This is a genomic window from Algoriphagus boseongensis (assembly GCF_004362805.1).
Lineage (GTDB): Bacteria > Bacteroidota > Bacteroidia > Cytophagales > Cyclobacteriaceae > Algoriphagus > Algoriphagus boseongensis.
This window is the reverse complement of record NZ_SNYF01000008.1, coordinates 146,992-169,112: the sequence shown is the minus strand read 5'-3', so window position 1 is coordinate 169,112 and position 22,121 is coordinate 146,992. Positions and strand designations below refer to the sequence as shown.

Annotated in this window: 16 protein-coding genes; 11 read left to right on the top strand and 5 right to left on the bottom strand. The window is 40.2% G+C overall.

Translation table 11 applies throughout. The annotated features are described in order from the left end of the window. The first annotated feature begins 44 nt into the window (after nt 1-44). The 6 genes from DFQ04_RS14580 (at nt 45) to DFQ04_RS14555 (ending at nt 6,054) form a co-directional block, all read left to right on the top strand. A complete protein-coding gene (locus DFQ04_RS14580) occupies nt 45-407 on the top strand; it encodes a hypothetical protein (protein ID WP_133557151.1) in 363 nt (120 codons plus the stop codon). Continuing rightward, a complete protein-coding gene (locus DFQ04_RS14575) occupies nt 408-869 on the top strand; it encodes a GNAT family N-acetyltransferase (RefSeq protein ID WP_133557149.1) in 462 nt (153 codons plus the stop codon). Nucleotides 870-997: 128 nt separating this feature from the next. Beyond that, the gene (locus DFQ04_RS14570) at nt 998-2,170 is read left to right on the top strand and encodes an alpha/beta hydrolase-fold protein (protein WP_133557147.1); all 1,173 of its coding nucleotides are present in this window, start codon (nt 998-1,000) and stop codon (nt 2,168-2,170) included. 179 nt (nt 2,171-2,349) lie between these two features. Beyond that, complete coding sequence (locus tag DFQ04_RS14565; protein ID WP_133557145.1) at nt 2,350-4,218, top strand: DUF3604 domain-containing protein; 1,869 nt, start codon at nt 2,350-2,352, stop codon at nt 4,216-4,218. A gap of 4 nt (nt 4,219-4,222) precedes the next feature. Further along, on the top strand, nt 4,223-5,071 hold the full coding sequence (locus DFQ04_RS14560; protein ID WP_133557142.1) for a peptidyl-prolyl cis-trans isomerase: 849 nt from the start codon (nt 4,223-4,225) through the stop codon (nt 5,069-5,071). Next, nucleotides 5,068-6,054 carry a HupE/UreJ family protein gene (locus tag DFQ04_RS14555; protein WP_133557140.1) on the top strand — a complete coding sequence of 329 codons (987 nt, stop codon included), beginning with the start codon at nt 5,068-5,070 and terminating at the stop codon, nt 6,052-6,054. Before DFQ04_RS14560 ends, DFQ04_RS14555 begins: the two co-directional genes overlap by 4 nt. A gap of 182 nt (nt 6,055-6,236) precedes the next feature. On the opposite strand, the gene DFQ04_RS14550 is transcribed toward DFQ04_RS14555, so the two are convergent. The 3 genes from DFQ04_RS14550 to DFQ04_RS14540 all read right to left on the bottom strand — a co-directional run bounded on the left by DFQ04_RS14550 (nt 6,237) and on the right by DFQ04_RS14540 (nt 14,399). Then, nucleotides 6,237-7,670 carry a DmpA family aminopeptidase gene (locus DFQ04_RS14550; RefSeq protein WP_133557138.1) on the bottom strand — a complete coding sequence of 478 codons (1,434 nt, stop codon included), beginning with the start codon at nt 7,668-7,670 and terminating at the stop codon, nt 6,237-6,239. Nucleotides 7,671-7,850: 180 nt separating this feature from the next. After that, nucleotides 7,851-12,974, bottom strand: a complete 5,124-nt coding sequence (locus DFQ04_RS14545; protein WP_133557136.1) for an adenylate/guanylate cyclase domain-containing protein — start codon at nt 12,972-12,974, stop codon at nt 7,851-7,853. 6 nt (nt 12,975-12,980) lie between these two features. Further along, complete coding sequence (locus tag DFQ04_RS14540; RefSeq protein WP_133557134.1) at nt 12,981-14,399, bottom strand: hypothetical protein; 1,419 nt, start codon at nt 14,397-14,399, stop codon at nt 12,981-12,983. A gap of 426 nt (nt 14,400-14,825) precedes the next feature. Between DFQ04_RS14540 and DFQ04_RS14535 the strand changes: the two genes are divergently transcribed. From DFQ04_RS14535 to DFQ04_RS14515, 5 genes are all read left to right on the top strand, one after another. Continuing rightward, complete coding sequence (locus DFQ04_RS14535) at nt 14,826-16,874, top strand: lipoxygenase family protein (protein WP_166637313.1); 2,049 nt, start codon at nt 14,826-14,828, stop codon at nt 16,872-16,874. Nucleotides 16,875-17,057: 183 nt separating this feature from the next. Further along, nucleotides 17,058-17,999, top strand: coding sequence for an alpha/beta hydrolase (locus tag DFQ04_RS14530; protein ID WP_133557129.1), 942 nt, complete (start codon nt 17,058-17,060; stop codon nt 17,997-17,999). Nucleotides 18,000-18,033: 34 nt separating this feature from the next. Then, nucleotides 18,034-18,246, top strand: coding sequence for a GDCCVxC domain-containing (seleno)protein (locus DFQ04_RS18455; RefSeq protein WP_133557127.1), 213 nt, complete (start codon nt 18,034-18,036; stop codon nt 18,244-18,246). Between the two features lie 96 nt (nt 18,247-18,342). Continuing rightward, on the top strand, nt 18,343-18,879 hold the full coding sequence (locus DFQ04_RS14520) for a DUF2975 domain-containing protein (RefSeq protein ID WP_133557125.1): 537 nt from the start codon (nt 18,343-18,345) through the stop codon (nt 18,877-18,879). A gap of 3 nt (nt 18,880-18,882) precedes the next feature. After that, nucleotides 18,883-19,092 (top strand): helix-turn-helix domain-containing protein, encoded by a 210-nt coding sequence (locus DFQ04_RS14515; RefSeq protein ID WP_133557123.1) that lies wholly within the window; start codon nt 18,883-18,885, stop codon nt 19,090-19,092. A gap of 48 nt (nt 19,093-19,140) precedes the next feature. On the opposite strand, the gene DFQ04_RS14510 is transcribed toward DFQ04_RS14515, so the two are convergent. Together DFQ04_RS14510 and DFQ04_RS14505 are read right to left on the bottom strand one after the other, a co-directional pair. Beyond that, nucleotides 19,141-21,357: an ATP-binding protein gene (locus DFQ04_RS14510; RefSeq protein ID WP_166637312.1), complete on the bottom strand. Its 2,217-nt coding sequence runs from the start codon at nt 21,355-21,357 to the stop codon at nt 19,141-19,143. Beyond that, nucleotides 21,357-22,097, bottom strand: a complete 741-nt coding sequence (locus DFQ04_RS14505; protein WP_133557119.1) for a LytR/AlgR family response regulator transcription factor — start codon at nt 22,095-22,097, stop codon at nt 21,357-21,359. The genes DFQ04_RS14510 and DFQ04_RS14505 overlap by 1 nt, the downstream gene beginning before the upstream one ends. Nucleotides 22,098-22,121 lie beyond the last annotated feature (24 nt).

Genomic DNA, 22,121 nt, shown 5'->3' with positions numbered 1-22,121 from the left:
TCTCATTTAGTTTATTCGGTTTTAAAACATTGACAAAGAACCCCATGACCCCTTCTGCTAAATCCGTATTTTATTTTGGCATCTACCTTACTCTAGTTGGGTTAACTCTCTTGTTTATCCCTAATCTGTTTCTATCGCTCATCGGGGTAGAAAACACGAGTGAAATTTGGATTCGTTTGGCTGGAATATTACTCATCGCACTCTCAGTTTACTATATCGTTGCGGTAAAACACCAACTCTCAATCATATTCAAGGTCACCGCATTTATCCGTTGTACCATCATCATTTTCTTTTCAGTTTTTGTTTATCTAGAAATGATGGAACCTGTAATGCTGATTTTTGGAGCGATTGATTTTGCAGGAGGAGTTTGGACCTATCTCGCTATGAAAAAAGAAGGTATTTGGTAAATGATGAAAACAATCCGCGCCACTTCCGAAAATCCTGATTTTCAAATGCTGGTTTCCAAATTGGATCAGTATCTCGCCATCCGAAATGGGGAAAGCAATGACTTTTATTCCCAATTCAATAAAATTGACCTAATCCAACATGTAGTCGTTGCCTATTTGGATGACAAGGCCGTTGGCTGTGGCGCGATTAAGAAATTTGATGAATACTCCATGGAAGTCAAACGCATGTTTGTTCTTCCGGAATTCCGAGGAAAGGGAATTGCAGGGGCGGTTTTACAAGAATTGGAAAAATGGTCCGAAGAATTGGGAATGGCAAAATGTGTTTTGGAAACAGGAGATGACATGGCCGATGCGATCGGACTCTACCAAAAATCCGGCTACAAACGCACACCCAATTACGGTCAGTACGAAGGTGTAGAAGGGAGTGTTTGCTTTGAAAAAGTGTTGGTTTTAAGTCCCTGAAATTTATCAAAAGTGAAAAACCAGAAACCAGCCAAAACTCAACTTTCCTTGGATTTTTAAAAAAAACTCGGGTTTAAACGGGATTAATTACCCATTTTGACTTACCAAGTGAGAAAAAAACCAAGTAAATGCTTAAAAAAATCCTTTTTCTAGTTCCAGTTCTTTTTCAATTCTACCAAGTAAAATCCCAAGCTCAAGAGCAAATTGTAATAGGAACAAAGCAGCAAATTCACTCCGATATTCTAAATGAAAATCGGGAATTCTGGATAAGTCTCCCGGATTCCTATAACGAAGAAGGAGCCTCCTATAAGCGATATCCCGTATTGATTCTTTTGGATGGCAGTGCACATTTCAGATCAGTGACCGGGATGGTCAACTACATGAGTTCGGGTGCCAATGGAAATTACCGAATTCCAGAGATGATCGTAGTGGGAATTCAAAACGTAGATCGAAGGCGCGACTTCACTCCCGATAAAATCATTACAGTCCGTGAAAACAATTCTGGGGGTGGAGATAAGTTTTTGGGCTTCTTGGAAAGTGAACTCATTCCTGAATTAGAGCAAAAGTATCGAACAGACCCTTTTCGGATTCTGTTTGGACATTCTTTAGGTGGCCTTTTGGCTACCCATGCGTATTTGAAGGAAAATACCCTTTTCCAGGCATTCATTGCTGTGGACCCTAGTTTCGGAACTTGGGATGAAGAAACTATGGACAAAAAGCTAGAAGCTATGCCTGCGCAAAGTTTTGAAAGATTCCTTTACATCGCGACAGCCAATTGGGACAAACGAAACATCAGAAATCGGGATCGGCATGTGCGATTTTACGAATCACTAAACAGCAAATATGAAGGTGAATTGCGAGCTCAGCTGGATTATTTTGAAGAAGAAAACCATGGGTCTGTCCCAGTGATTGCATTTTATGAAGGGATTTCAAGCATTTTCGAAGGATATGGAATTTCCTACCGAGATATCAAATCCACAGATCAACTCAATCGGCATTTCGAGAACATTTCCAATCGCCTTTCTTGGGATATAAATCCACCAGAGGACTTGGTAAATAGGATTGGCTATACCCTTTTGCAAAGCAGAAATGAGGAAGAAAAATCCCAAGCCTTGGAGTTTTTCATCCTAAACACTGAAAATTTCCCCAAATCCTATAACGCCTTTGATAGCTTGGGAGAAGCCTATGAATTGTTGGGGAATCAGGAGAAAGCACTAGAAAACTACCAAAAGTCTCTCCTGCTCAACCCTGAAAATGAACATGCCCGGACAAAGCTGGAAAGCTTTGGTAAAAAGGATTAAAAAGGGGATCCATTGGGTCATCAATTCTTTTCAGGGTTATGTATAAATCAATTCTTACTAGGTGGAATTTATTACTCCGGTGGAAGGCTATTGAATCCCAACTATTAAACCTTTATATTTCTAATTGTATTTCAAGAAACATTTTTTGAATTCTTTATCTCTACTTTATTCTTGCATCAATGAAAAATTACATCCTCCTACTTCTATGTCTTGCAATAGCTTGTACTGGAAATAAATCTGAGAAAACTTCAGCTGATGATACTAAGTCAACAGAAACTTATGTACATGAAGGGACAAGTTATGAGGTTCCTTATTTCCCTTTGAAAGAGGCTTTTTTCGGGGAGCAGCATATGCATACCGCAGTTTCCATGGATGCCTTTATTGCCGGGACCAGACTGACTCCGGATGATGCCTATCGATTTGCACAAGGGGAAGAAATCATGGTCAATGGAAGTATGCACAAAATCAAAAGACCTTTGGATTGGACAGCGGTAACAGACCATTCCGAGTTTTTAGGAGAGACATTCACCTTATTGAATGAAGGTACTCCGGGATATGACCACCCTGTGGCTACGGCCATGCGAGAGGCGAAGGATTTGAAGGAAGCGCTTGGGCTGTATAAAAAATATGTACTTGACGTTTTAGCGGGTGGTGGAGATCCACACCCTCCATTTTATCAGGGTCCTCAAGCGGCTATTTCTAGCTGGAAAAACAATTTTGAGGCAACTGAAAAGAATTATAAGCCGGGCAAATTTACCACCATCCATGCCTACGAATGGACTTCTGCTCCCAATACCGCCAACCTTCACAGAAATGTTTTCTTTAGAGATACCAATCTACCCGAAGTTCCTTTTTCTTCCAATGAAGGTGCAGATCCAGAACAACTTTGGGCTTGGATGAAAATCCAAAAGGATAAAGGAATCAAAGTTTTTGCGGTGCCTCACAATCCAAATGAAAGCAAGGGGTATCTATTTGCAGAAGAAACCCTGAGCGGTAAGCCTATCACCAAAGAATATGTAGAAACCCGGGCTGCCATGGAGCCTTTGGTGGAAATGATGCAAATCAAAGGAAACTCTGAGGTAGTTCCAGACTTTTGGCCAAATGATGAATTTGCCGACTTTGAAAACGCTGTTTCGATTCAGCAGTACAATGGAAGAGTATTCGAAAAAAGGAATTTCATCCGTTGGGGCCTTGGAAGAGGTCTAAAATATCGGGAAGAGTTTGGCACCAACCCATTCAAATATGGATTCGTAGGCGGAACCGATAGCCACAATGGTACACCTAGTAATGTGGAGGAAGATAATTATTCCGTAGGTAGTCATGGCTTGGTAGACAAAACAGCCGAGGATCGAGTAAAGAATGAATTAGATGGGGAGCTATATGCCAGAGATGCCAATCCAGGAGGCTTGACTGCGGTATGGGCAACTTCGAATACGAGAGAGGCGATCTGGGACGGTATGCATGCCAAAGAGACCTACGCTACTTCTGGTCCTAGAATTAAGGTGAGAGTTTTTGCAGGACAAGGATTTAAAAGTTCCTATGAATCTTATGAGGCCTTGGTAAAAGATGGATATGAAAAAGGAGTTCCTATGGGCGGAAACTATTCAGGAAATTCTGCTCCTGAATTTCTGGTTTGGGCTATAAAAGATCCAATTGGCCCGGGTCTGGATAGAATTCAAATCATCAAAGGATGGGTAGAAAACAATGAAATCAGGGACACCATCTTCAACGTGGTTGCCTCTGACAATCGACTTCTTCCTGATGGTTCAGTTACCCCTATTGATGCTCCTGTGAATTTAAAAACTGGTGAGTTTGACAAAACTAAAGGTGCTCCTGAATTGATGGGAGTTTGGAAAGATCCTCAGTTTAATCCTGACCAACAAGCCTTCTATTACGTGCGTATTTTACAGCTCCCTACAGGCCGATGGAACCTATTCGATGAAATAAGAAATCCGGGCTTGAAATTCCCTGAAGACACCAAAAAAGAAATCGTGGAACGTGCCTGGGCATCCCCAATCTGGTACGAACCGACTGTCAAATCGAAATGATTTTATGAAGAAATTACTAAAAGAACCCTTAATCCATTTTTTGATTTTGGGTTGTTTGATATTCGCGTATAGTTCTTGGAAAAATAAGGCAGAAGAAAGTGACAACGTAATTTTAATCGATCAAGAAGAGTATGATTACCTCCTGAGTACATGGAAAAAACAATGGAATCGTGAGCCCAACACCGATGAAATTGAAGCTTTTTTAGACCAATACTTGAGACAGGAGGTCTTTTACAAAGAGGCATTGGAAATGAATTTGGATCATAATGATCTGATCATCAAACGCCGACTTGCCCAAAAGATGGAGGCAGTATCTAATGACTTGAGTGCAATGATCGCTCCTGCGACAGAAGACGAGTTAAGAGCTTTTTATAATGAAAACAAAAAGCTCTTTTCCTTGGAGCCTTCTTTCTCCTTTCGTCAGGTTTTGTTTTTAGAAAATGAAACTTCCCAATTGCATGCAAGCCTGAAAAACTTCAATGAGAAAACTGCTTTCCCCGGGCAATTGGTAAACAGATTATCAATTTCTAACAGTTGGGAAAATGCTTTCTTAAATGAAATCGATAATGCCTTCGGAGGAGATTTTGCAAAATCAATAGAAAGCCTTCCCCTAAACCAATGGGTTGGGCCTATTTCTTCAGGCTTTGGAAATCATCTGGTTTTTATCTCCAAAAAAAATCCTGAAAGAATAGCCGAATTTGAAGAAGTGAAAGCCTTGATCCAAAAGGAATTTGAATTTCGTACTGAATTAGAAACCCAAGAAAAGGTTTATCAGGAATTGCTTAAAAAGTACGAGATCAAAATAACCACCAAGTCAATCCCCCAAGAAATCATCAACCGATTGGCCTCATGAGATCTTCATTTATTTTGGGGATAGTGTTCTTATGTATGATTGCCAGCCAATTGGCATGGGGGCATGAAATTCGCCCTGCCTTTCTCCAGATTCAGGAAAAATCCCCTGGGAAGTTTGGCGTCTTTTGGAAAGTTCCACGAACGGTGGACAAGGTTTTGGATATCCAACCCAAGTTTGAATCCAACTTTACCCTAAATCAAACTCAGGAACCCAGGCTTTTGGAAGCATTTATGCTTTATTCTTATGAACTACAGGGAGAAAGTAGCTTAGAAAACTCTGAATTGAGCATTGAAAACCTCAAAGAAACAGGAATTGATGCCTTAGTGGACATTCGGTTTTTAGATGGCAGACATTATACATTTCTTCTTCAGCCCACCTCTAATGCTGTTTGGATTCCCGAAAAATCCAGCAAACTTCAAGTTGCCAAGACTTATCTGATTTTTGGAATCGAGCATATCCTGCTTGGTTACGATCACTTACTTTTTGTTTTGGCCTTAATCATGATTTCCTCAGCCTGGAAAAAACTGATCAAAACCATCACTGCCTTTACGCTTTCTCACAGCATTACTTTGAGTATTTCCGCTTTAGGGTATACAGCCCTTCCTGGAGCACCAGTGGAAACGGTGATTGCTTTGAGTATCGTCTTTTTGGCTCTGGAAGTTTTGAAGTTTCAAGGTGGAAAACCTACGCTCACTAGTGAAAAACCATGGCTGGTAGCCTTTATTTTTGGTTTGTTGCATGGATTTGGATTTGCTGGAGCCTTGTCAGAAATCGGCTTGCCCTCCAATGAAATCCCAGTCGCACTAGCCACTTTCAATTTTGGAGTAGAATTAGGCCAACTCTTATTTGTCGGAGTAATTATTGGTCTCTGGAAATTGATCCAAGGACATGTTCAAGTCAAGCCATGGCAGAAAAAGGTCATTCCTTATGGTATAGGATCTATTGCAGTATTTTGGGTGATTGAGCGAATAATTAATATCTAAGAGGTAAAAAATAACAGTTTAGATCTTAGCATACTTTTCTATTTGCAAGGGCTATCCAGTCACTTAAAAAAAGAAAGGAAACTCTGAAACTTGGATTGCAAAAAGAAGGAAGCTCAGATTTTTCTAAGCTTCCTTATTTCTAAAATGCTTTTGTATGGAAATTGGCAATCTTAAAAAAACAATCAATTTTTCCTTAGCTCCTCCACTCCATTCGCATTCAATTCTATGGATATGACCTTGCCACTTTCCCTTTTAAACTTGAGCAAAATCGGAAAATAATCTACTTCGAAGGTATCCTCAGCGATTGGCGTAGCATAGGAATGCCTCGAATTGTCTCCATCTTTCATGGAAAACTTGAATCGGTTTTCTTCTAGGGTAATTTCAACCTCTTCAGCCTCTCCATAGATACCCGTGTATTGAATCCAATTCCTTGGATCTCTTACCTCAGGACTTAACCAGCGGTTATATTTTTTCATGACTTTCTCCACCTCCTGCTCAGGTAATTCGAAGATGACATTGCCATGGATACCATCCAGAGTCTCTGCAGCTACCATGGAATTGATGATAGCCTCTTCTACTGCATGGGTTGTAGCTATGAACAGTGGGGTGATGATGTCATTAGAAACCGTCTCAACTTGCACATTTTCCTCTCGGTTGAAAGCTCCTTCATTTGCTGTGGAAAAAGCGATAAAAATATCCCCGGATCCATTAGTCCCATATCCTCCGGTTCGGTTGATACCTAAAGGAATCCTTTGGGCGATTCGCTTGAGTTGATGTGGTAAAAGAGGAGCATCAGTCGCGACAATTACAATGATCGATCCGTCCCGTCCTTCGCCTTCCGTGTTTGGATCCCCATAAAATTCATTGTGTGGAAGATGCATCAGATCCAATCCAATCGGCACTCCAGCTAGGGTCAGATGGGAAGCAGTTCCAAAATTCGATTGAACCAAAACCCCAAGGGTATACCTATTTTCTCCAACGTGGACCATTCTTGATGAGGAACCAATCCCACTTTTGAAACCTAGAGTTCTCATACCTGTTCCTCCACCTACATTTCCTTCCTTTACAGGACCTGGCTTAGCATCTTCAATAGCTTCACGGACATTTTCTTCTTTCACATGAAAGCCATAAATATCATTCAATTCTCCGTCGTAGGTTTCTGCCACGACAGGATAGGTATACCAGAATTTTTCATCCCCGTACCAATTGGTATCGACATACCATTTTAAGACTGCATCCCGAACTACCCCAACACTATTGGTATTGGTGATCATGATGGGTGTTTCCAAAAATCCGGATTCAGTTAACCAGGTAGTTCCGGTCATTTCTCCATTCCCATTTAGGCTGTACCAATTGGCATAAACCGGACTGAACTTTTTACCTCTGGGAAATACTGCAATCACACCAGTGCGGGCTGGACCTTCTCCAATTTTCAGGGCTCCCTTACCCTTGATAATGGTGCTATGCCCTACCTCTATGCCTTTAACATCGGTGATTGCATTGTAAGTACCGGGAGTCCCTCTAAAAGGAATCCCCAGATCACGCGCTCGTTTTTGCTGGGCTGAAAGTGAAGAAATTAGAAAAAAGCTAAAGAGGATAAGAATGGATTTTCGCATGATAAAAAGAGTTTGGTAACTATCAATGTACTAAACTCCATTCCAAAAACCTGCAATTCACCCCTTATAACTTGATGTAATCAATTGTTACTTCATTAAAACTAGGAGTGGATATTTCCTTATTGTTAGGTAGCGATCGGTTAAAAAATCGATTCTAAAGTATGCTCAATTTGAGAAGGGTTAGGTTAATTTTCTTCCATCGACAAAATACATATCTACCTGCTTGTAACTTTTTACATCAATCTGGCCACGGTGAGCACAGGTAAACTTATCTTTTACCAACTCATAGGTATCTCCTGAAATATTCACTTTTCCGGGAAGCCCCGAGGATTCAATTCGGGACGCCAAATTTACTGTTGCTCCCCAGATATCGTAGACAAACTTATTTTTACCCACTACTCCTGCTACTACTGGCCCTGTATGAATTCCTATCCTAGCTTGAAAATAAAAATCACTTCCTTGCTCCAATCGTTGTTTTTTTACGGAATCTAAAAATTCTGTCATTTCCAAGGCCGCCTCAATTACTCGGATTTCGTCATTTATTCCCGGAAGAGGTACTCCTCCAGCTGCCATATAGGAATCTCCAATAGTTTTGATTTTCTCTATCCCATGCTTAAGACTTATTTCATCAAATTTACTAAACACATAATCCAACTCTTCAACCAATTTTTTAGGACTGATGTGTTTTGTAAGCTCTGTAAAATCTTTAAAATCCGTAAACAGAACAGTTACTTTTGGGAAATGCTTTGGCTCTACTACGCCACGAGTTTTGAGTTCTTCAGCTACTTTGGAAGGAAGAATATTTTTTAGCAAGGTTTCCGAAAGATCTCTTTCTTTCATTAGGTCATATGTCCGCTCCTTTACCTGTGATTCCAGACTATCATAAAGCAAGGCATTTTGGAGAGAAATGGACAACTGAGAAGAAAGTAAATTGAGCAACTCCACATTTTCCTCCGTAAATGCATTGGTAATTAGATCATTTACCAAGTAAATGGTCCCCAAAATTTTCCCTTGGTTGATGATAGGAGTACAAAAAATCGACTTGCTACCCAAGCGCATAACATCCTCATTGTAAACAAATTTCCCCAAAGAGGATGCATCTCCCAACACCATGGGCTTTTGGGTACGCTCCACATATTGGACAATCTTCAGGGAAAGTGGGTGTTGGTCTCTAGGCAAACTTGCCAATTCGATTAAATCCGTACTATTTCCTTCTTTTTTTGAGAGATCATTTGAAGCACGAATCCACCATTCCCCTTTTTCCTTGATCAAAAACCATCCTTTATTTGCTCCTGCATTTTCCAATAGCAGCTCCATCATTTTTCTCAACAATTCATTCAGTACAATCTCTCCAGATATCACCTGGGAGGCTTTGTAAATGGTAGTCATGTTGAGATTAAAATGTGATAGGGAGGTTCCTTTTGTCGAAGATATTGAGTTACTGGTCGGAGAGAAATGCGTTTGCGCGAATTCCTGATACTTTTCACTTAGGAAATTTGCCTTTGAATTTGCACCATAGGCTTTGTAGGTAGTGATCGCTTTGGAAAGGAAAAACCGATGAGACTCCATCAAATCTAGGGATTTAAGATACCCAGCATAGAGCTCACAGGCCAAGGCACTCTCATGCATCAGCCCGTTTGTTTTAGCTTCCTGAATTGATTTTTCATAGAAATCCCTAGCCGCATGATGATTTCCTCTAATTCGATTAATCTCCGCAAGGATCAAATTATACTTGCTATCGTATGAGAATGGGGCATTCTTTTTATACCATTTGATCTTTTGAATGCATAGTTTGAGTTCTGCCTCTGCCTTTAGTTTTTTTCTTCCCGAGAGTTTTGGAAGTAAGGCTAAAATGATCAAAGCCTTGTAAAAATAAAAAGCCCCAATATGAAACAGGGCTATCCCAGCATCCCTATAAAAATCTGCTCTTCTGGCTATCACAGCAGCCCGTTCATATCGCTCAAATAGAAAATACATGATCATTTGATATACCGAGGATTTAAAAATCCCATTTAGCGCATTTGTGCTTTTTTGGTAATCAAATGTTTTTTCGTAATCGTAATATTTACCTTGAATTGAGCCAGAACGAAAGTCGGGATCCTGTAGGTGCGCCATCATCTGCCTGATAGATGACACATCTAAAGCAGTATTTCTTTGGTGAATAATATTGAGTACCGCATGATCATACGTCTCCACTTCCTCATAAAATTGGGGTAAGGGCGTACCTGCGAAGAACTGCATAAAGCAGTACACTTCGGCCCCATAGGCAGCAAAAACATAATCCCCTACCTCTACCCCCTTTATATAGATTTCACCAGTGGTCTCTTGTGATTTGAGCAGCGGCATTGTCCAATGCCTAACAAACACATTAGTAATTAGGTGAGCCTTTGGAAATTCCTCCCTGGCATCATACTTCTCTACTATGTCTCGGGCTAGCTGGGCAAATTTAGCCCCCAGCTGCATTTCTCCAGTAAGCCCACAAAGGACCAAACCATAGCCCCCATAGCCACTGGATGATGCGGGCGTATTTCCATATCTGACAGAAAGCTTTACCTGCTCAAAGATTAAAATGGGATTCATATTAGGCAATCCTACATAGGTAGGCCCATTGAGGTAGGTAAGCATCCGAATGGCAGCAAGTTTTTCCGGATCAGACATGAGTGGCTTATGGTATAGCGACTCAATTGTCTCATTTCTTAATACCCATCTAGCTTCCAGGAAGGATTTGATAATGGTAGGCTTTCCGGGATTTTTGGGAAGGTCGATTCCCAGTTTTTCCAAAAACTCCAATCCACTATAAATACTTTTGAGCAATTGGTTTTGGGCATGGTAGGCCAAAACTCGGATTTTATAGGCCGTCTCTGTTTCTAATAAAGAGTGAACATGATTTAAAATCTCATCAATGTATTGATGGGCCTCCACAAAATCGGTTTTCAAAAAGGCATTTTCCGCAATTTCATTGTACAATGCCAGAGCCCGATCATAATCGGATTCCCAGTGATTCGAAGGCAAAAGCGATAAGCCGATTTTTGCATATTTCAATCCAAAATCATAGGCAGCAGAGTTTTTAGCCATTTCAGCAGCCTGAATGTTCATCTGAATCAAAAGCCTCTTTTCAGATTCTTCGGCTATACTATCCCTGCCGTTATTGAGATGGTCAACAATATCAAACTTCCATTCGACCCTTTCTTCATCCTCCTGTTCTGCTAATAAATACCTTCCTATTTTGAGGTGAATTTTACTTTTTTCTTCCTCAGAAAGCCCGGAATATGCTGCCTGTTGAATTCTGTCGTGGGCAAAAAGGTAATTATTGCTCTTTTCTTTCAGGCCTACCATTCTGATCAATAGGCCATTGATCAAGACCTCATCCATCCCTTTGTCGAAAAGATCCAAAGACATAGAGCTGATATTTTCCAACACTGTTCGGTCGAAAGAATTACCTAAACAAGCAGCATATTTTAAAACGGAAGCTCCTTCCGAGGTCAGTCTCGACAACTTGGCTGTCATGTAATCCACCACATTCTGGGAGGACTCTGTCTGGATTATTTTTTGGATATCCCATCTCCAGTGTCTGGTCTTGGGATTGATGGAAATGGTACCTTCCTCATACAGACCTTTCAGAAGCTGGCGTGTAAAAAAGGCGTTACCATTGGTTTTTTGATAAATGATTGAAGCCAATTCCTCCACTCCCGGGCTATCCTTTCCAAAGCTATCTTGGCAAAGCTCTATGACAGATTCCAGTTCCAAGTCTCCTAATACGATTTCGACTGGATTCAGACCCGAATTAGCAAGAGACCGTAACATGATAGTCAAAGGATGCGCTTCATGAACTTCATTATCCCTATAAGTGCCAACAATTAGGATTTCTGAATTGGAAGACTCTTGAAGAAGAATCTGCAAAATCGTAATAGAGCCCAAATCAGCCCATTGCAAATCATCTATCAAAAGGACAGTAGGATGATCCTCAGTCCCAAGGGATCTGATGAACTTCACCATGACGTTATTGAATCGGTTTTGGCTTTCAGTACCACTTAAAACTGGAATTTCTTCCTGCTGACCAATTAATAATTCGAGGTTAGGGAGAATATCAGTGATTACCTTTCCGGATCTTCCCAGTGCTTTTTGAATCCGTTTTGTCCAAAATTCTACTCGTTCATTTTCCTCCAGGAGCAAATTCTCCACATGCGCCTGAAGCGCATTGATGATCGCAGAATAGGGAATACTTTTCTGTAAATGATCATATTTACCTTCGAGAAAAAAACTTCCGTGGCGAAAGGCAATTTCTTTGAGTCTAAGGGCTAAGGCTGTTTTTCCTGACCCAGAGGTGCCCTGTATCAGGATGAGAGGTTGAACGAAATCATGAAACCGATCAAACGTCCTTTCCAAAATCTGGATTTCTTTCTCCCTTCCATACAGCTTTTCAGGAATTTTCAATTCCGTACTGACATCAAATTGTCCAAGCTTATAGGTAGCCTCATCGATGGGGGGAAGCTCAATCCCAAAGAGCTCTTCGCATTTGAATAAATCAAACAGCAAACCCGAAGCACTTTGGTATCTGTCATCCGGATTTTTAGCCATTAACTTGGCTACAATCCTCGAATAGAGAACCGGAACATGTGGAAAATGAATGTGCAAAAAGGGAATCTCCGCAGCAATATGTTGATGGATTAAGGAAAGGCTTTCTTCTCCGGAATAAGGAAGCTTCCCACTTGCCAAATAGAAAAGGGTAATCCCGGCCGAATAAAAATCAGTTCGGAAATCCACTTGTCTATTGACCCTGCCGGTTTGCTCTGGAGAAATAAAATCCAAAGTCCCATCCAAATCTTCCCTTTCTGGAAATTTTTGAACCTCACCGATTTTTTGGCCGATTCCTAAATCGATTAGCGTTGCTAATCCGGTTTTTTCATTAAAAATAATATTGCTCGGCTTGATGTCCTTATGAAAAACTCCCGAGTCATGCAGGTCCTTTAAAGCTTCAGCAATTTGAATGGATAGACGAATGATTTGAGAAAAATCCTTAAAAAACTCGAATGTTTTTTCCTGTAGGTCTTCTCCGTTGATAAAGGTTCTGACCAGGACTTGTTTTTCACCAGCTCTATCAATGCGGATTGCCCGGACTATTCTTGGCGAGTGGATAGAAACGCTTATATCCAGCTCATTTTTAAGTCTTTCTAATTCCTCTAGGCTTCCATTTGCTTCATTAGGAATCTTGTAGATCACCTCACAATTGGCCTCCACATCAAAATCCCTGAAAAAGAGATAATTCTTGTTTTCCTTAAACGTACTATTAGGAAGCCTAACCATAAAAAGTTAAAACTGAATACTTATTGAGATTTCATTCAAATCCATATATTTTTTGACCGGCATATGAAGATCTACCAATTCCAAATCCTGCAGAAAATTAGTCTGAAGTTTTTGGAGCTCTGGGGTTTGGAATTTATAGTCTACATCAATCAATTTGGTCACTGTATGATCATTGAAAAACAATTTCCATTCAAGAGCATATTTGAAAACGTCTATAAATTTTGCCTGATCCTTCACGTTAAACGTGTCTTTTTTGCTAGATGGAGGTGGTACTCTCATCCGTAAAGGTAGCCTATTAATCGGGATCGTTCCATAGGAATGATGGTCAGTAGCATGAGCTACAGAAAGATCCCACATGATTTTTGCCAAACATCCGGACAATAAATCCCCTTCCATAATTTTTTCCCCATTGGGAAATCCCGGCAACCAATCTGAAATATAATCCGCCCATATTTTAATATCCTGAATTTCATCTGAAGGAATATTTTTGACTACTCCATCCGTAAATCGCTTGAATGCCTGGTAATACTCCATTAGGTAGACATTGTAATCTGAAAACACCTCCGTAGGGTAAATATCCCATTTAAACTTGGGATAGGAAGAATTACCTTCAATCCCCGCGTATCCAGATTCTAAGAGGGTAAGTAATCCATCTTGAGGACCGCAAAAACCTGTGAAAGGATATTTTTGATCATTATACACCGGGGAGCTTTTACTTTCCAAAACCGAATCATTGAGCGTCAACGTAAACTGAAAATGAGGGTAAAGCAATTTGAAAACAGTATTATCCACGGGTAAAGCCGTTTTGGTAATTGCATTGACTGTATCAAAGGGAAAATGAAGAATCGGATGTGTAGAAAGTAGAATCCGATAAGTAGCACCCATCATAGCAAAGTTCTTGGCAAGGTCCCAAGCTTGGCCATCAGTTGGTAGGAGCAGTAGCTTTGTTTCAAAAATGTAGATAGCATGAATCTTTAGCTTTGACTCATCTTTATGCTTACTCATCAATACCGCAGTTGAGGCAACATACATTCCCTTGAAAGGGACTACATTTTGCATACATCTGAAATCTGCAACGAAATAGGTGGAATCGCGGTCTTTTTCTGCAAGTTGAGCCTCGAATATCTCCTGTAGATCTGGGTCAATCGTTGGGTTGAGAAATTTCGCTAGTGGGGTGGTGTAGATTTGATCACAAAAAACATCATCATCCAATATTTCCCAAGTTGGATTCTGCCAAGCTTTCCAAACTGCCTTTGGCCAATAAAACAGAATATTTCTGATATAACGAAACCCGATATTCCAAAACCAGGTGCGCTGCTCATCTTTAGGGATATGAACTACTGCTGGGGCCTCTCCAAAAGGATGAGATGGACTTGGCTGCGGCCAGGGACCTTTTCGGTCGTAAAGATATTTAGGTTGATTCATGACAATAAACTGGGTGATGAATGGACAACTTCTTTGAAAAAGGTACTTGATTTAAAACTCAATTGGGATAGGATACTATCAAAATTAAAGATTCCATTTGATCAAAAAGATAAGTAAAAATTTCAGGATTTGAATTTTTTCCAAAGATCCAGGAGAAGCTCAGTAAAAAATAATTTATTCATCAAGGAAAGAAGTTATTCAATTAAGTGCAAAAGAACTATTTTCAGAAGAAGCATTTTGATTCCCAAAGAAGACCTTATTTGAACCAGAAATATCTGGGAAAGACAATTTTGAAATCAACAAATCCAAATGACCCACCAAGAGATTAAAGAAATTATACGGGAGTGCAGGAAAGAAACAAAAATTGAATACCCAAACCGAGGGGGCTTTTTTACTCCAAGATTTAAAAGCATCAATCACATTGAAGTGGGTCGGTCAAAAATCATTTCCAATCCGCTGACAATTTTAGCTGAATTTGGCCATGTGATCTTCAAGAAGATTCGATCTGAAGTGCAAAGGTTTCATGATTTTCTTTTTCCCAGAAGAGCAAGGGTTTTCGGGAAGAATTTCGATAGTAAGATTAGTGGAAAAGTAACTTTTTCCAGGAAAGATGGTGTGGCAAAACCAATCCACCACATGCAGGTTGAATTTTGGGCGAAAACTTGGTGGTTCCAATGGAGAAAATTGGGAGAAGCCATGACCAACGACCAGGGAGAATATGAAATTAGCTATGATCGAAAACTAGCAAAATCTCCTGCTCACTTTAATCTTCGAATGGAGGTCTACCAGACAACTCACATCTACTTCAAGGAAGATAAGGCAGTCCCTCATTATTCGATTTTTCACAAAATGTGGGTTCGAAAAGATGATTTAAAAACGGAATCCTTTCTCCTTGAAAATTTCAGATTGGATTTTTGGGAATACCGCGATGATTACCCCGCTCCAAGGGTAGTCATCAAAGACAAGGAAAAAGATGCTCCTCAATATTACTCCCAAGCCAGACAAGATGTACTGGCCCAGCAATTCATCCCTTATGAACTGACTAAGGCCAAACATTTGGAATTGCTTAAACTGGGATCCAAAAAAATCAGTTTGGACTATATCCAAAAGGATTACCCAATCAACCTATCCCGGTGCATAGAACAAAGAATCCCCGGCTACACCCGGTCAGACGAATACTTTGGACACCGGCAGATGAATGGAATGAACCGGGCTTCATTTTTCCCAGATTCTTCTCATCCAGGAGAATATTGGGTCAAATATTTCGGTAGTTGCAAATACGAAACTAATGGTATCTATGCTTTTCCAGATGCGGAAATTAAATTTCGGCTGGATGAAGAAGGCCTTCCCTTGCCGATCCAGATTATTTTAACCGGACCACTAAACAAGTTTGAAAAAGATCCTTTGATCAAAAGGTCATTTTCTCCTGAGGACGGAACGGAATGGGAATTTGCAAAACGCATAGCCAGAGTAAGCGGAAGCTTATGTACGGAAGTCGATGACCACTTTACAGGCACTCATCTTAATACAGAACAGTATGCGATAGCGGCCTATCGAAATCTAAGGATAAACCCAATCGCCAATCTCCTCCTTCCTCATTTGAAAGAAGTGGTGCTGATCAACCATAGTGCGGATAAAATCCTTCTCAAAGATTTTTTACCTCATTCGACCGCATTAACAGAGAAGGGGCTAAAGGATAGAACCAGAGATATTTTAGGAATGCAGGACTGGAAAGGATTTCAACCTATGGATCCGATTAGCCCTTCGCATGATGTGGCTAAAACAGATTGGATGTTTTGGGAAATCACTGAGAAATATGTCCATCAATTTGTAGATAATCACTTAGAAGAAATAAAAAAATACTGGTTGGAGATTTATTGTTTTTCCAAAGATTTGGTGGAGCATAGTGTCCCAGTCTTTTTATCAGATATTAACAAGAATGAATTAGATCTCGATTTAAAAGCTCATGTTCAAAACCGATATGATTATTACTGTTTCAAATATGGATTTCACCCTGATCAAAAAAGGGAAACTATCAAAGGAGAGCTGAAAGCCGTTAGCCCGATTACCCAACACCACAACCCAGAAAATGTGTCTCCAGAAGACATAAAAAACCTCAAGGATTGCTGTGTGTATATCATTTTTGTGGCTACTTACCTTCACACCTGGATCAATGAACATCAATACGATGAACTTGGAGAATTACTTTTTAATGGAGTAGGATTAAGATATGGAGACCAAAAAAAGGGGATTTTAGCTCCGGAAACAGATTTAAGCATTGCTCCAGACCTGAAAAGTGCCACTGAAATGCTTTGGATAGTCAACCTCCTATCACGAACCGAATTTGGATTTATAACCCGAAATGAAGAAGGAGATGTAAATCCGATTTTTTCAAAAATGCTATTGGAAAAGAAGGAGGAATTCCTGCATTTAGGAGTTGAGGTAGAAAATATTGAATCCCGAACGAATATTTAATTCAGCTGAGATTTATAGAAAGGATAACTCTTGATCTACTCTTCGTTTATTGTTGGTTGAGTCAATCCTATACTATTTAATTAAGCGATGTTAGGTATTGATAGAATGTCAATTTTTTGATGAGCAGATTTTTAATACCCTATAAACCATCTATTTTTAAAGAAACCTCTTAACCCTAAACCCATGTACACCAAACTTATTTCATTCTCCAAGAATTTCCTTTTAGCATGTTTGGTCCTGATCGCAGGATCAAGCCTCGCCCAAGATGGCACAATCTATCCTCTAGAGGCTCCTGCCGAACCCAGAGCCATTTTATTAGGAACGGGAGGTGTCGAAAACCAACCTGCTAAAGAAACTTGGTTTAGGCAATGGGGAGATCCCATGGCAAGGAATATTTCAACTGCAACCCTCACTCCTTTTTTACCAGAACCTGGGAAAGCAAATGGTGCAGCAGTGATTGTGGCTCCCGGAGGAGGATTCCGATGGCTTTCTATGGGAAATGAAGGATGGGAAGTGGCAGAAGCATTGGCAAAGCAAGGAATCGCTGCATTTGTTCTCAAATATCGCCTTCACCCAACTCCGGAATCTTTGGACGACTTTACGGCTTGGATGAATCGCCCCCGTCCTGCTCCTGCCCCATCTGGTGATGGATCCACTGGACAAACAGCCCCTCCTCCTCCTTTGGATTTATCCAACCAATTAGAAGATGCTGAGGCGGCTTACCAGATGATCCTTGATCGAGCTGAAGAATGGGGAGTCGATACCAAAAGAATTGGCATGATTGGCTTCTCAGCAGGTGCTGGATTGACCATGCATTCGACCCTTAATTCCAAGAAAATGAAATTGGCCTTTATCGGTCCAATCTATGGAGGCATGGGGCCTGTGGAAGTTCCAAAAAATGCCCCTCCCATGTTTAACGTGATCGCTTCGGATGATTTTCTTTTCCGCGGCCAGTTTGGCGTGATTGATTCCTGGTTCAAAGCAGGTATCCCAGTGGAATTTCATCTCTACCAAAACGGAGGTCATGGCTTCGGACTTGGAAATCCCAACCGAACCAGTAACCGTTGGTTTGACGCATTTATTCACTGGCTGGATGTAAATAAGTTTCTAAGCAAAGGGGAGTAAATCCAAAGCATACCATTTGAAATTCTAATTATTCATGGTTAAGAAGATCATCCTCACCTCTACCCTCACCTGCCCCAATTGCGGTTTTCAAAAAAAGGAAACCATGCCCGAGGATTCCTGTCAGTTTTTTTACGAATGCGAGAATTGCCACACTCTTCTCAAGCCCAAGTCTGGAGATTGTTGTGTGTATTGCAGCTATGGAGATGTAAAGTGTCCCCCTATCCAACAAGACAAAAAGTGTTGCTAGGTTAAGGGAAAATATTTTTCATTAAAAAATAATTATTTATTGTTTTTCAATAAATAATTACCGATTTTTGACAAGTCAATTCTAACCGATATCTCTATGTCTGCCAAAACTGAAACCATTTTCAAAATCCTAAAAGTCTTTTCCTGGATAGTATTCATCGGATTAAGCATCAAAGCCGGAGCCTTGATTTTCAATTATATCTTCGCCTGGTTCAATCCGGCAGCGACGCATAATTTATATGATGGTCTGGACCTATCCGCACTTTACCAATCCAATGAGATTTACTATCAATCCATATTGAGCTTGCTGATCATCCTTTCCATTTCCAAGGCCCATGTATTTTACCTGATTATCCAAATCCAAAGCAAACTCAATCTGGTCAAGCCTTTCAGTGAGGGAGTCTCGGAGTTAATTCTCAAAATCAGCTATTCCACTTTTTTCATTGGGATTTTGGGCTGGTTTACCCGGGAGTTCTCCCGCTGGTTAGAAAAGCGAGGATATGAATTGGGGAGTGTAGGCGGCTATTGGGAAGATTATCAGGCCTTTTTTATGATGGCAGGAATCATCTTTATCATCGCCCAGATTTTCAAAAAGGGGCTGGAATTACAAAATGAAAACGACCTAACTGTCTAAGCCATGCCGATCATTGTAAACCTAGATGTGATGATGGCAAAGCGGAAAATGTCATTGAATGAACTCTCTGAGAAAGTAGACATCACTCTTTCCAACTTATCGATTTTAAAGACAGGAAAAGCTAAAGCTATCCGATTTAGTACCCTTGAATCCATTTGTTCAGCCCTTGATTGTCAGCCTGGGGATATTTTGGAATTTAGGACGGAGGAGTGAGTATTTGATTAAATCAATGAATTTTGAAAGGAGGCAATCGCCTCCTTTTCACTTTTTATAAAACCTACTGAGCTTAACCAGAATCTCCTCTATCTTATAGGGCTTGGGAATATATTCTTCCATTCCAGAAGCCAAAAATTTATCTATTTCAGACTGGACGATATTGGCCGTTAAAGCTATGATTGGGATCTTTCTTTCAATGCCTTGAGAAGATTCAAGTTCACGAATCCTCTTTGCAGCCTCAATTCCACCCATTCCAGGCATGTGGATATCCATCAAAATCAAATCAAATGGTCTCGTTTTGAAAAGTTCGATGGCTTCTTCCCCACTCTTCCCAATGGTTAATTCAACTTCTGGAATGAAATAACTTAAGTCATCCTGGACTACCATCATATTGAACTCATCGTCATCCACGAGCAAAATTCGAATTCCTTTAAGCTTTTTTCCCAAACTGGTTGAATCAACGTCATCCTTACTTGAGACGTCTATGGCCGAATTTTTCTCTGCTATTATCGGGAGTTCAAAAATGAAAGAGCTTCCTTTTCCAAGCTCACTTTCCACCCAAATTTCGCCTCCCTGAAGTTCAATCAGCTTTTTTGAAATACTCAATCCCAAACCAGTTCCAACCTGTTTTCGGGATTGGAGTTGGTCTACTTGTTCAAAGCTGTCAAAAATCACTTTTAGCTTTTCCTGCGGGATACCCATACCCGTGTCAATCACCTCAAACCGAGCTTTGTCACCTACCCTGCTTAATTTCAATCGGATATATCCCGAATCAGTAAATTTAATTGCATTCCCAATCAAGTTGATCAAGACTTGGGTTAGTCGGGATGGGTCGCTCAGCATGGTTTCCGGGAAATTCTCAGAAACCTCAATACCCAAATCCAAGCCTTTTTCTGAGGCTTTAAACTTGAACAAGTGAACTACCCCTGAAGCTACCTGCATGGGTTTCATTTGCTCTGGAGAAATCTCCATCTTCCCTGATTCAATCTTGGCGAGATCAAGAATGTCGTTAAGCAAAACCAGCAAATTATCAGAGCTAATCCGCATTGCCTCCAAATACTCTCCCTTAAATTCAGAATCAGGGTTTCTCAAAAGGGCATTAATCATTCCTGAGATCGCATGCATAGGTGTACGGATTTCATGGCTAAGATTGGTCAGGAACTGCTCGACATATCGCTCAGATTCTTCTGCCCTATTTTTCTCTTCCTCAATTCTTTTTTTCTGGTGATTGATTAGTCTGATCCGGTTGTTTAACAGAAATAAAACAATCCCCAACACCAAGACAGATATTCCAAAAATCCAAATCAAGGTTCTCTGATTTGATATTTTGACCTCTGCCAAGGATTCTTGCAATTGCAATTTTTCTTTCAAAATTTCCTGATTAACCACCATCAATTTCATTCCATTCTGAAAAGTATTGGCCTCATACTGCAACCAGTAAAAGGCCTCAAAATATTCTAAGGATTTTTTATAATCCCCGAGCATGAGATAAATCTCTCGCATTTGGATGATCGCATTGGATTCTTGAGTCTTAAACCCATTGGTTTTGGCCAAGGTTAATCCTTTTTCTGTATAGTAAAGAGCACTATCTGATTCTCCTAGTCTGAAAAAGCAAGTGCCCAGGTTAATTGTCCTGTGCGCAAAATCCTTTAAATCCTTTGTTTCAAGACTTTTTCGGGAATGGTAAATTGCTAGCTGAGGAAGAGTATCAATGTAAATATTATAAAACCGAAAATGGGCATCGGCTATCAATTCAGGCTTTTTAAGATTTTCTGCATCTTTTAGATAGATTCTCAAAATTGAATCTGCTTCTTGCCTTTTTCCTACTAGAAATTTATTAAAAGCAAAGGCCCCAAGATCATGGTATTTTTCATCTTGAAGTCCCAACTGCTCTGCCCAGAACATGGCTTTTTTGTAATATTCCATGCTGCTCTCGTATTCACTTAGGGCAATTAGCAATCTCCCCATTTCAGAATAAAACGGATGAATAATTTTTTTTACAACAGGGAGATTAATATGGTCAATGATTAAGCTCTCAAGTTCGACACAATAAGCGTAAGTCTGATTGTAATTGATAGTCTCAGAACTAAGTTGGATTAACTCCCAAAGCACTTGGATTTCTTGGGGGACATCATTCTGAATTTTAGCTTTATTTAATTGAGAGGTCAAACTTTCATATTCATCAAAAGGGATCCCCGACTGCTGTGCCCATACCCATGGACTCCACAAAAAAATGATTCCAAAGACTATCCATTTCCTCATCAATCCCATGTTTGTGAGTTAAACCAAACAGTAAATTCATCCCTTTTTCTCCTGGATATTGGCAAAATTAGGTCCGTAGCCAATTGAATAGAAAAGCTATTTGGCTGCGATTGGATATGCGTTTTATTTACAAGGTGGGATTTATGACATCGGAAAAAGTTTTTGTCTGCTAAAATTTCCTCCAAATCCGATAGGGTTTTTGAAACTACATGTTTTTTCCCTTTACTAAGAAAAATTGAGCTGTAATTCCGATCACCTTGAATGTGAACAATATCCTTTAATGGAATCCTCAATAAACCATCTTGGGTATTTAAAGATAATATTTGATCCTTGGGATTAGGATTACCAAAATTGACCAAAGCTTGTTGAATTGATTCCTGAAACTCGGTAGATGTGCTCTGGCTTTTAAATCTGCTGATGGCATTTCTCAACTCCTCCAGATCAATGGGTTTAAGTAGGTAGTCTAGCGCATTAAACCGGATAGCTTTAATCGCATAATGTCTATAGGAAGTGATAAAAATTGTCTTGAAGTTGATCTGAGTAAGCTTTCCCAGCATTTCGAAACCGGTCATATCGTTCATCTCAACATCAAGAAAAACCAGCTGAGGATTAGCCCCATTCAGAATCCTGATTCCTTCTTTTCCATTTTCTGCTGTCCCAATCACTTTCACTTCAGGAAAGTATTGATTCAACTTATCCGTGAGAAGGTCCCTAATGAATGGATCATCATCAATGATCATGCAAGGTATTGGGTTCGCTATTTC

Coding starts and splice junctions, on each gene's coding strand:
- DFQ04_RS14580 (WP_133557151.1), top strand. CDS start 45: ATGACCCCTTCTGCTAAATCCGTATTTTATTTTGGCATCTACCTTACT.
- DFQ04_RS14575 (WP_133557149.1), top strand. CDS start 408: ATGATGAAAACAATCCGCGCCACTTCCGAAAATCCTGATTTTCAAATG.
- DFQ04_RS14570 (WP_133557147.1), top strand. CDS start 998: ATGCTTAAAAAAATCCTTTTTCTAGTTCCAGTTCTTTTTCAATTCTAC.
- DFQ04_RS14565 (WP_133557145.1), top strand. CDS start 2,350: ATGAAAAATTACATCCTCCTACTTCTATGTCTTGCAATAGCTTGTACT.
- DFQ04_RS14560 (WP_133557142.1), top strand. CDS start 4,223: ATGAAGAAATTACTAAAAGAACCCTTAATCCATTTTTTGATTTTGGGT.
- DFQ04_RS14555 (WP_133557140.1), top strand. CDS start 5,068: ATGAGATCTTCATTTATTTTGGGGATAGTGTTCTTATGTATGATTGCC.
- DFQ04_RS14550 (WP_133557138.1), bottom strand. CDS start 7,670: ATGCGAAAATCCATTCTTATCCTCTTTAGCTTTTTTCTAATTTCTTCA.
- DFQ04_RS14545 (WP_133557136.1), bottom strand. CDS start 12,974: ATGGTTAGGCTTCCTAATAGTACGTTTAAGGAAAACAAGAATTATCTC.
- DFQ04_RS14540 (WP_133557134.1), bottom strand. CDS start 14,399: ATGAATCAACCTAAATATCTTTACGACCGAAAAGGTCCCTGGCCGCAG.
- DFQ04_RS14530 (WP_133557129.1), top strand. CDS start 17,058: ATGTACACCAAACTTATTTCATTCTCCAAGAATTTCCTTTTAGCATGT.
- DFQ04_RS18455 (WP_133557127.1), top strand. CDS start 18,034: ATGGTTAAGAAGATCATCCTCACCTCTACCCTCACCTGCCCCAATTGC.
- DFQ04_RS14520 (WP_133557125.1), top strand. CDS start 18,343: ATGTCTGCCAAAACTGAAACCATTTTCAAAATCCTAAAAGTCTTTTCC.
- DFQ04_RS14515 (WP_133557123.1), top strand. CDS start 18,883: ATGCCGATCATTGTAAACCTAGATGTGATGATGGCAAAGCGGAAAATG.
- DFQ04_RS14510 (WP_166637312.1), bottom strand. CDS start 21,357: ATGAGGAAATGGATAGTCTTTGGAATCATTTTTTTGTGGAGTCCATGG.
- DFQ04_RS14505 (WP_133557119.1), bottom strand. CDS start 22,097: ATGATCATTGATGATGATCCATTCATTAGGGACCTTCTCACGGATAAG.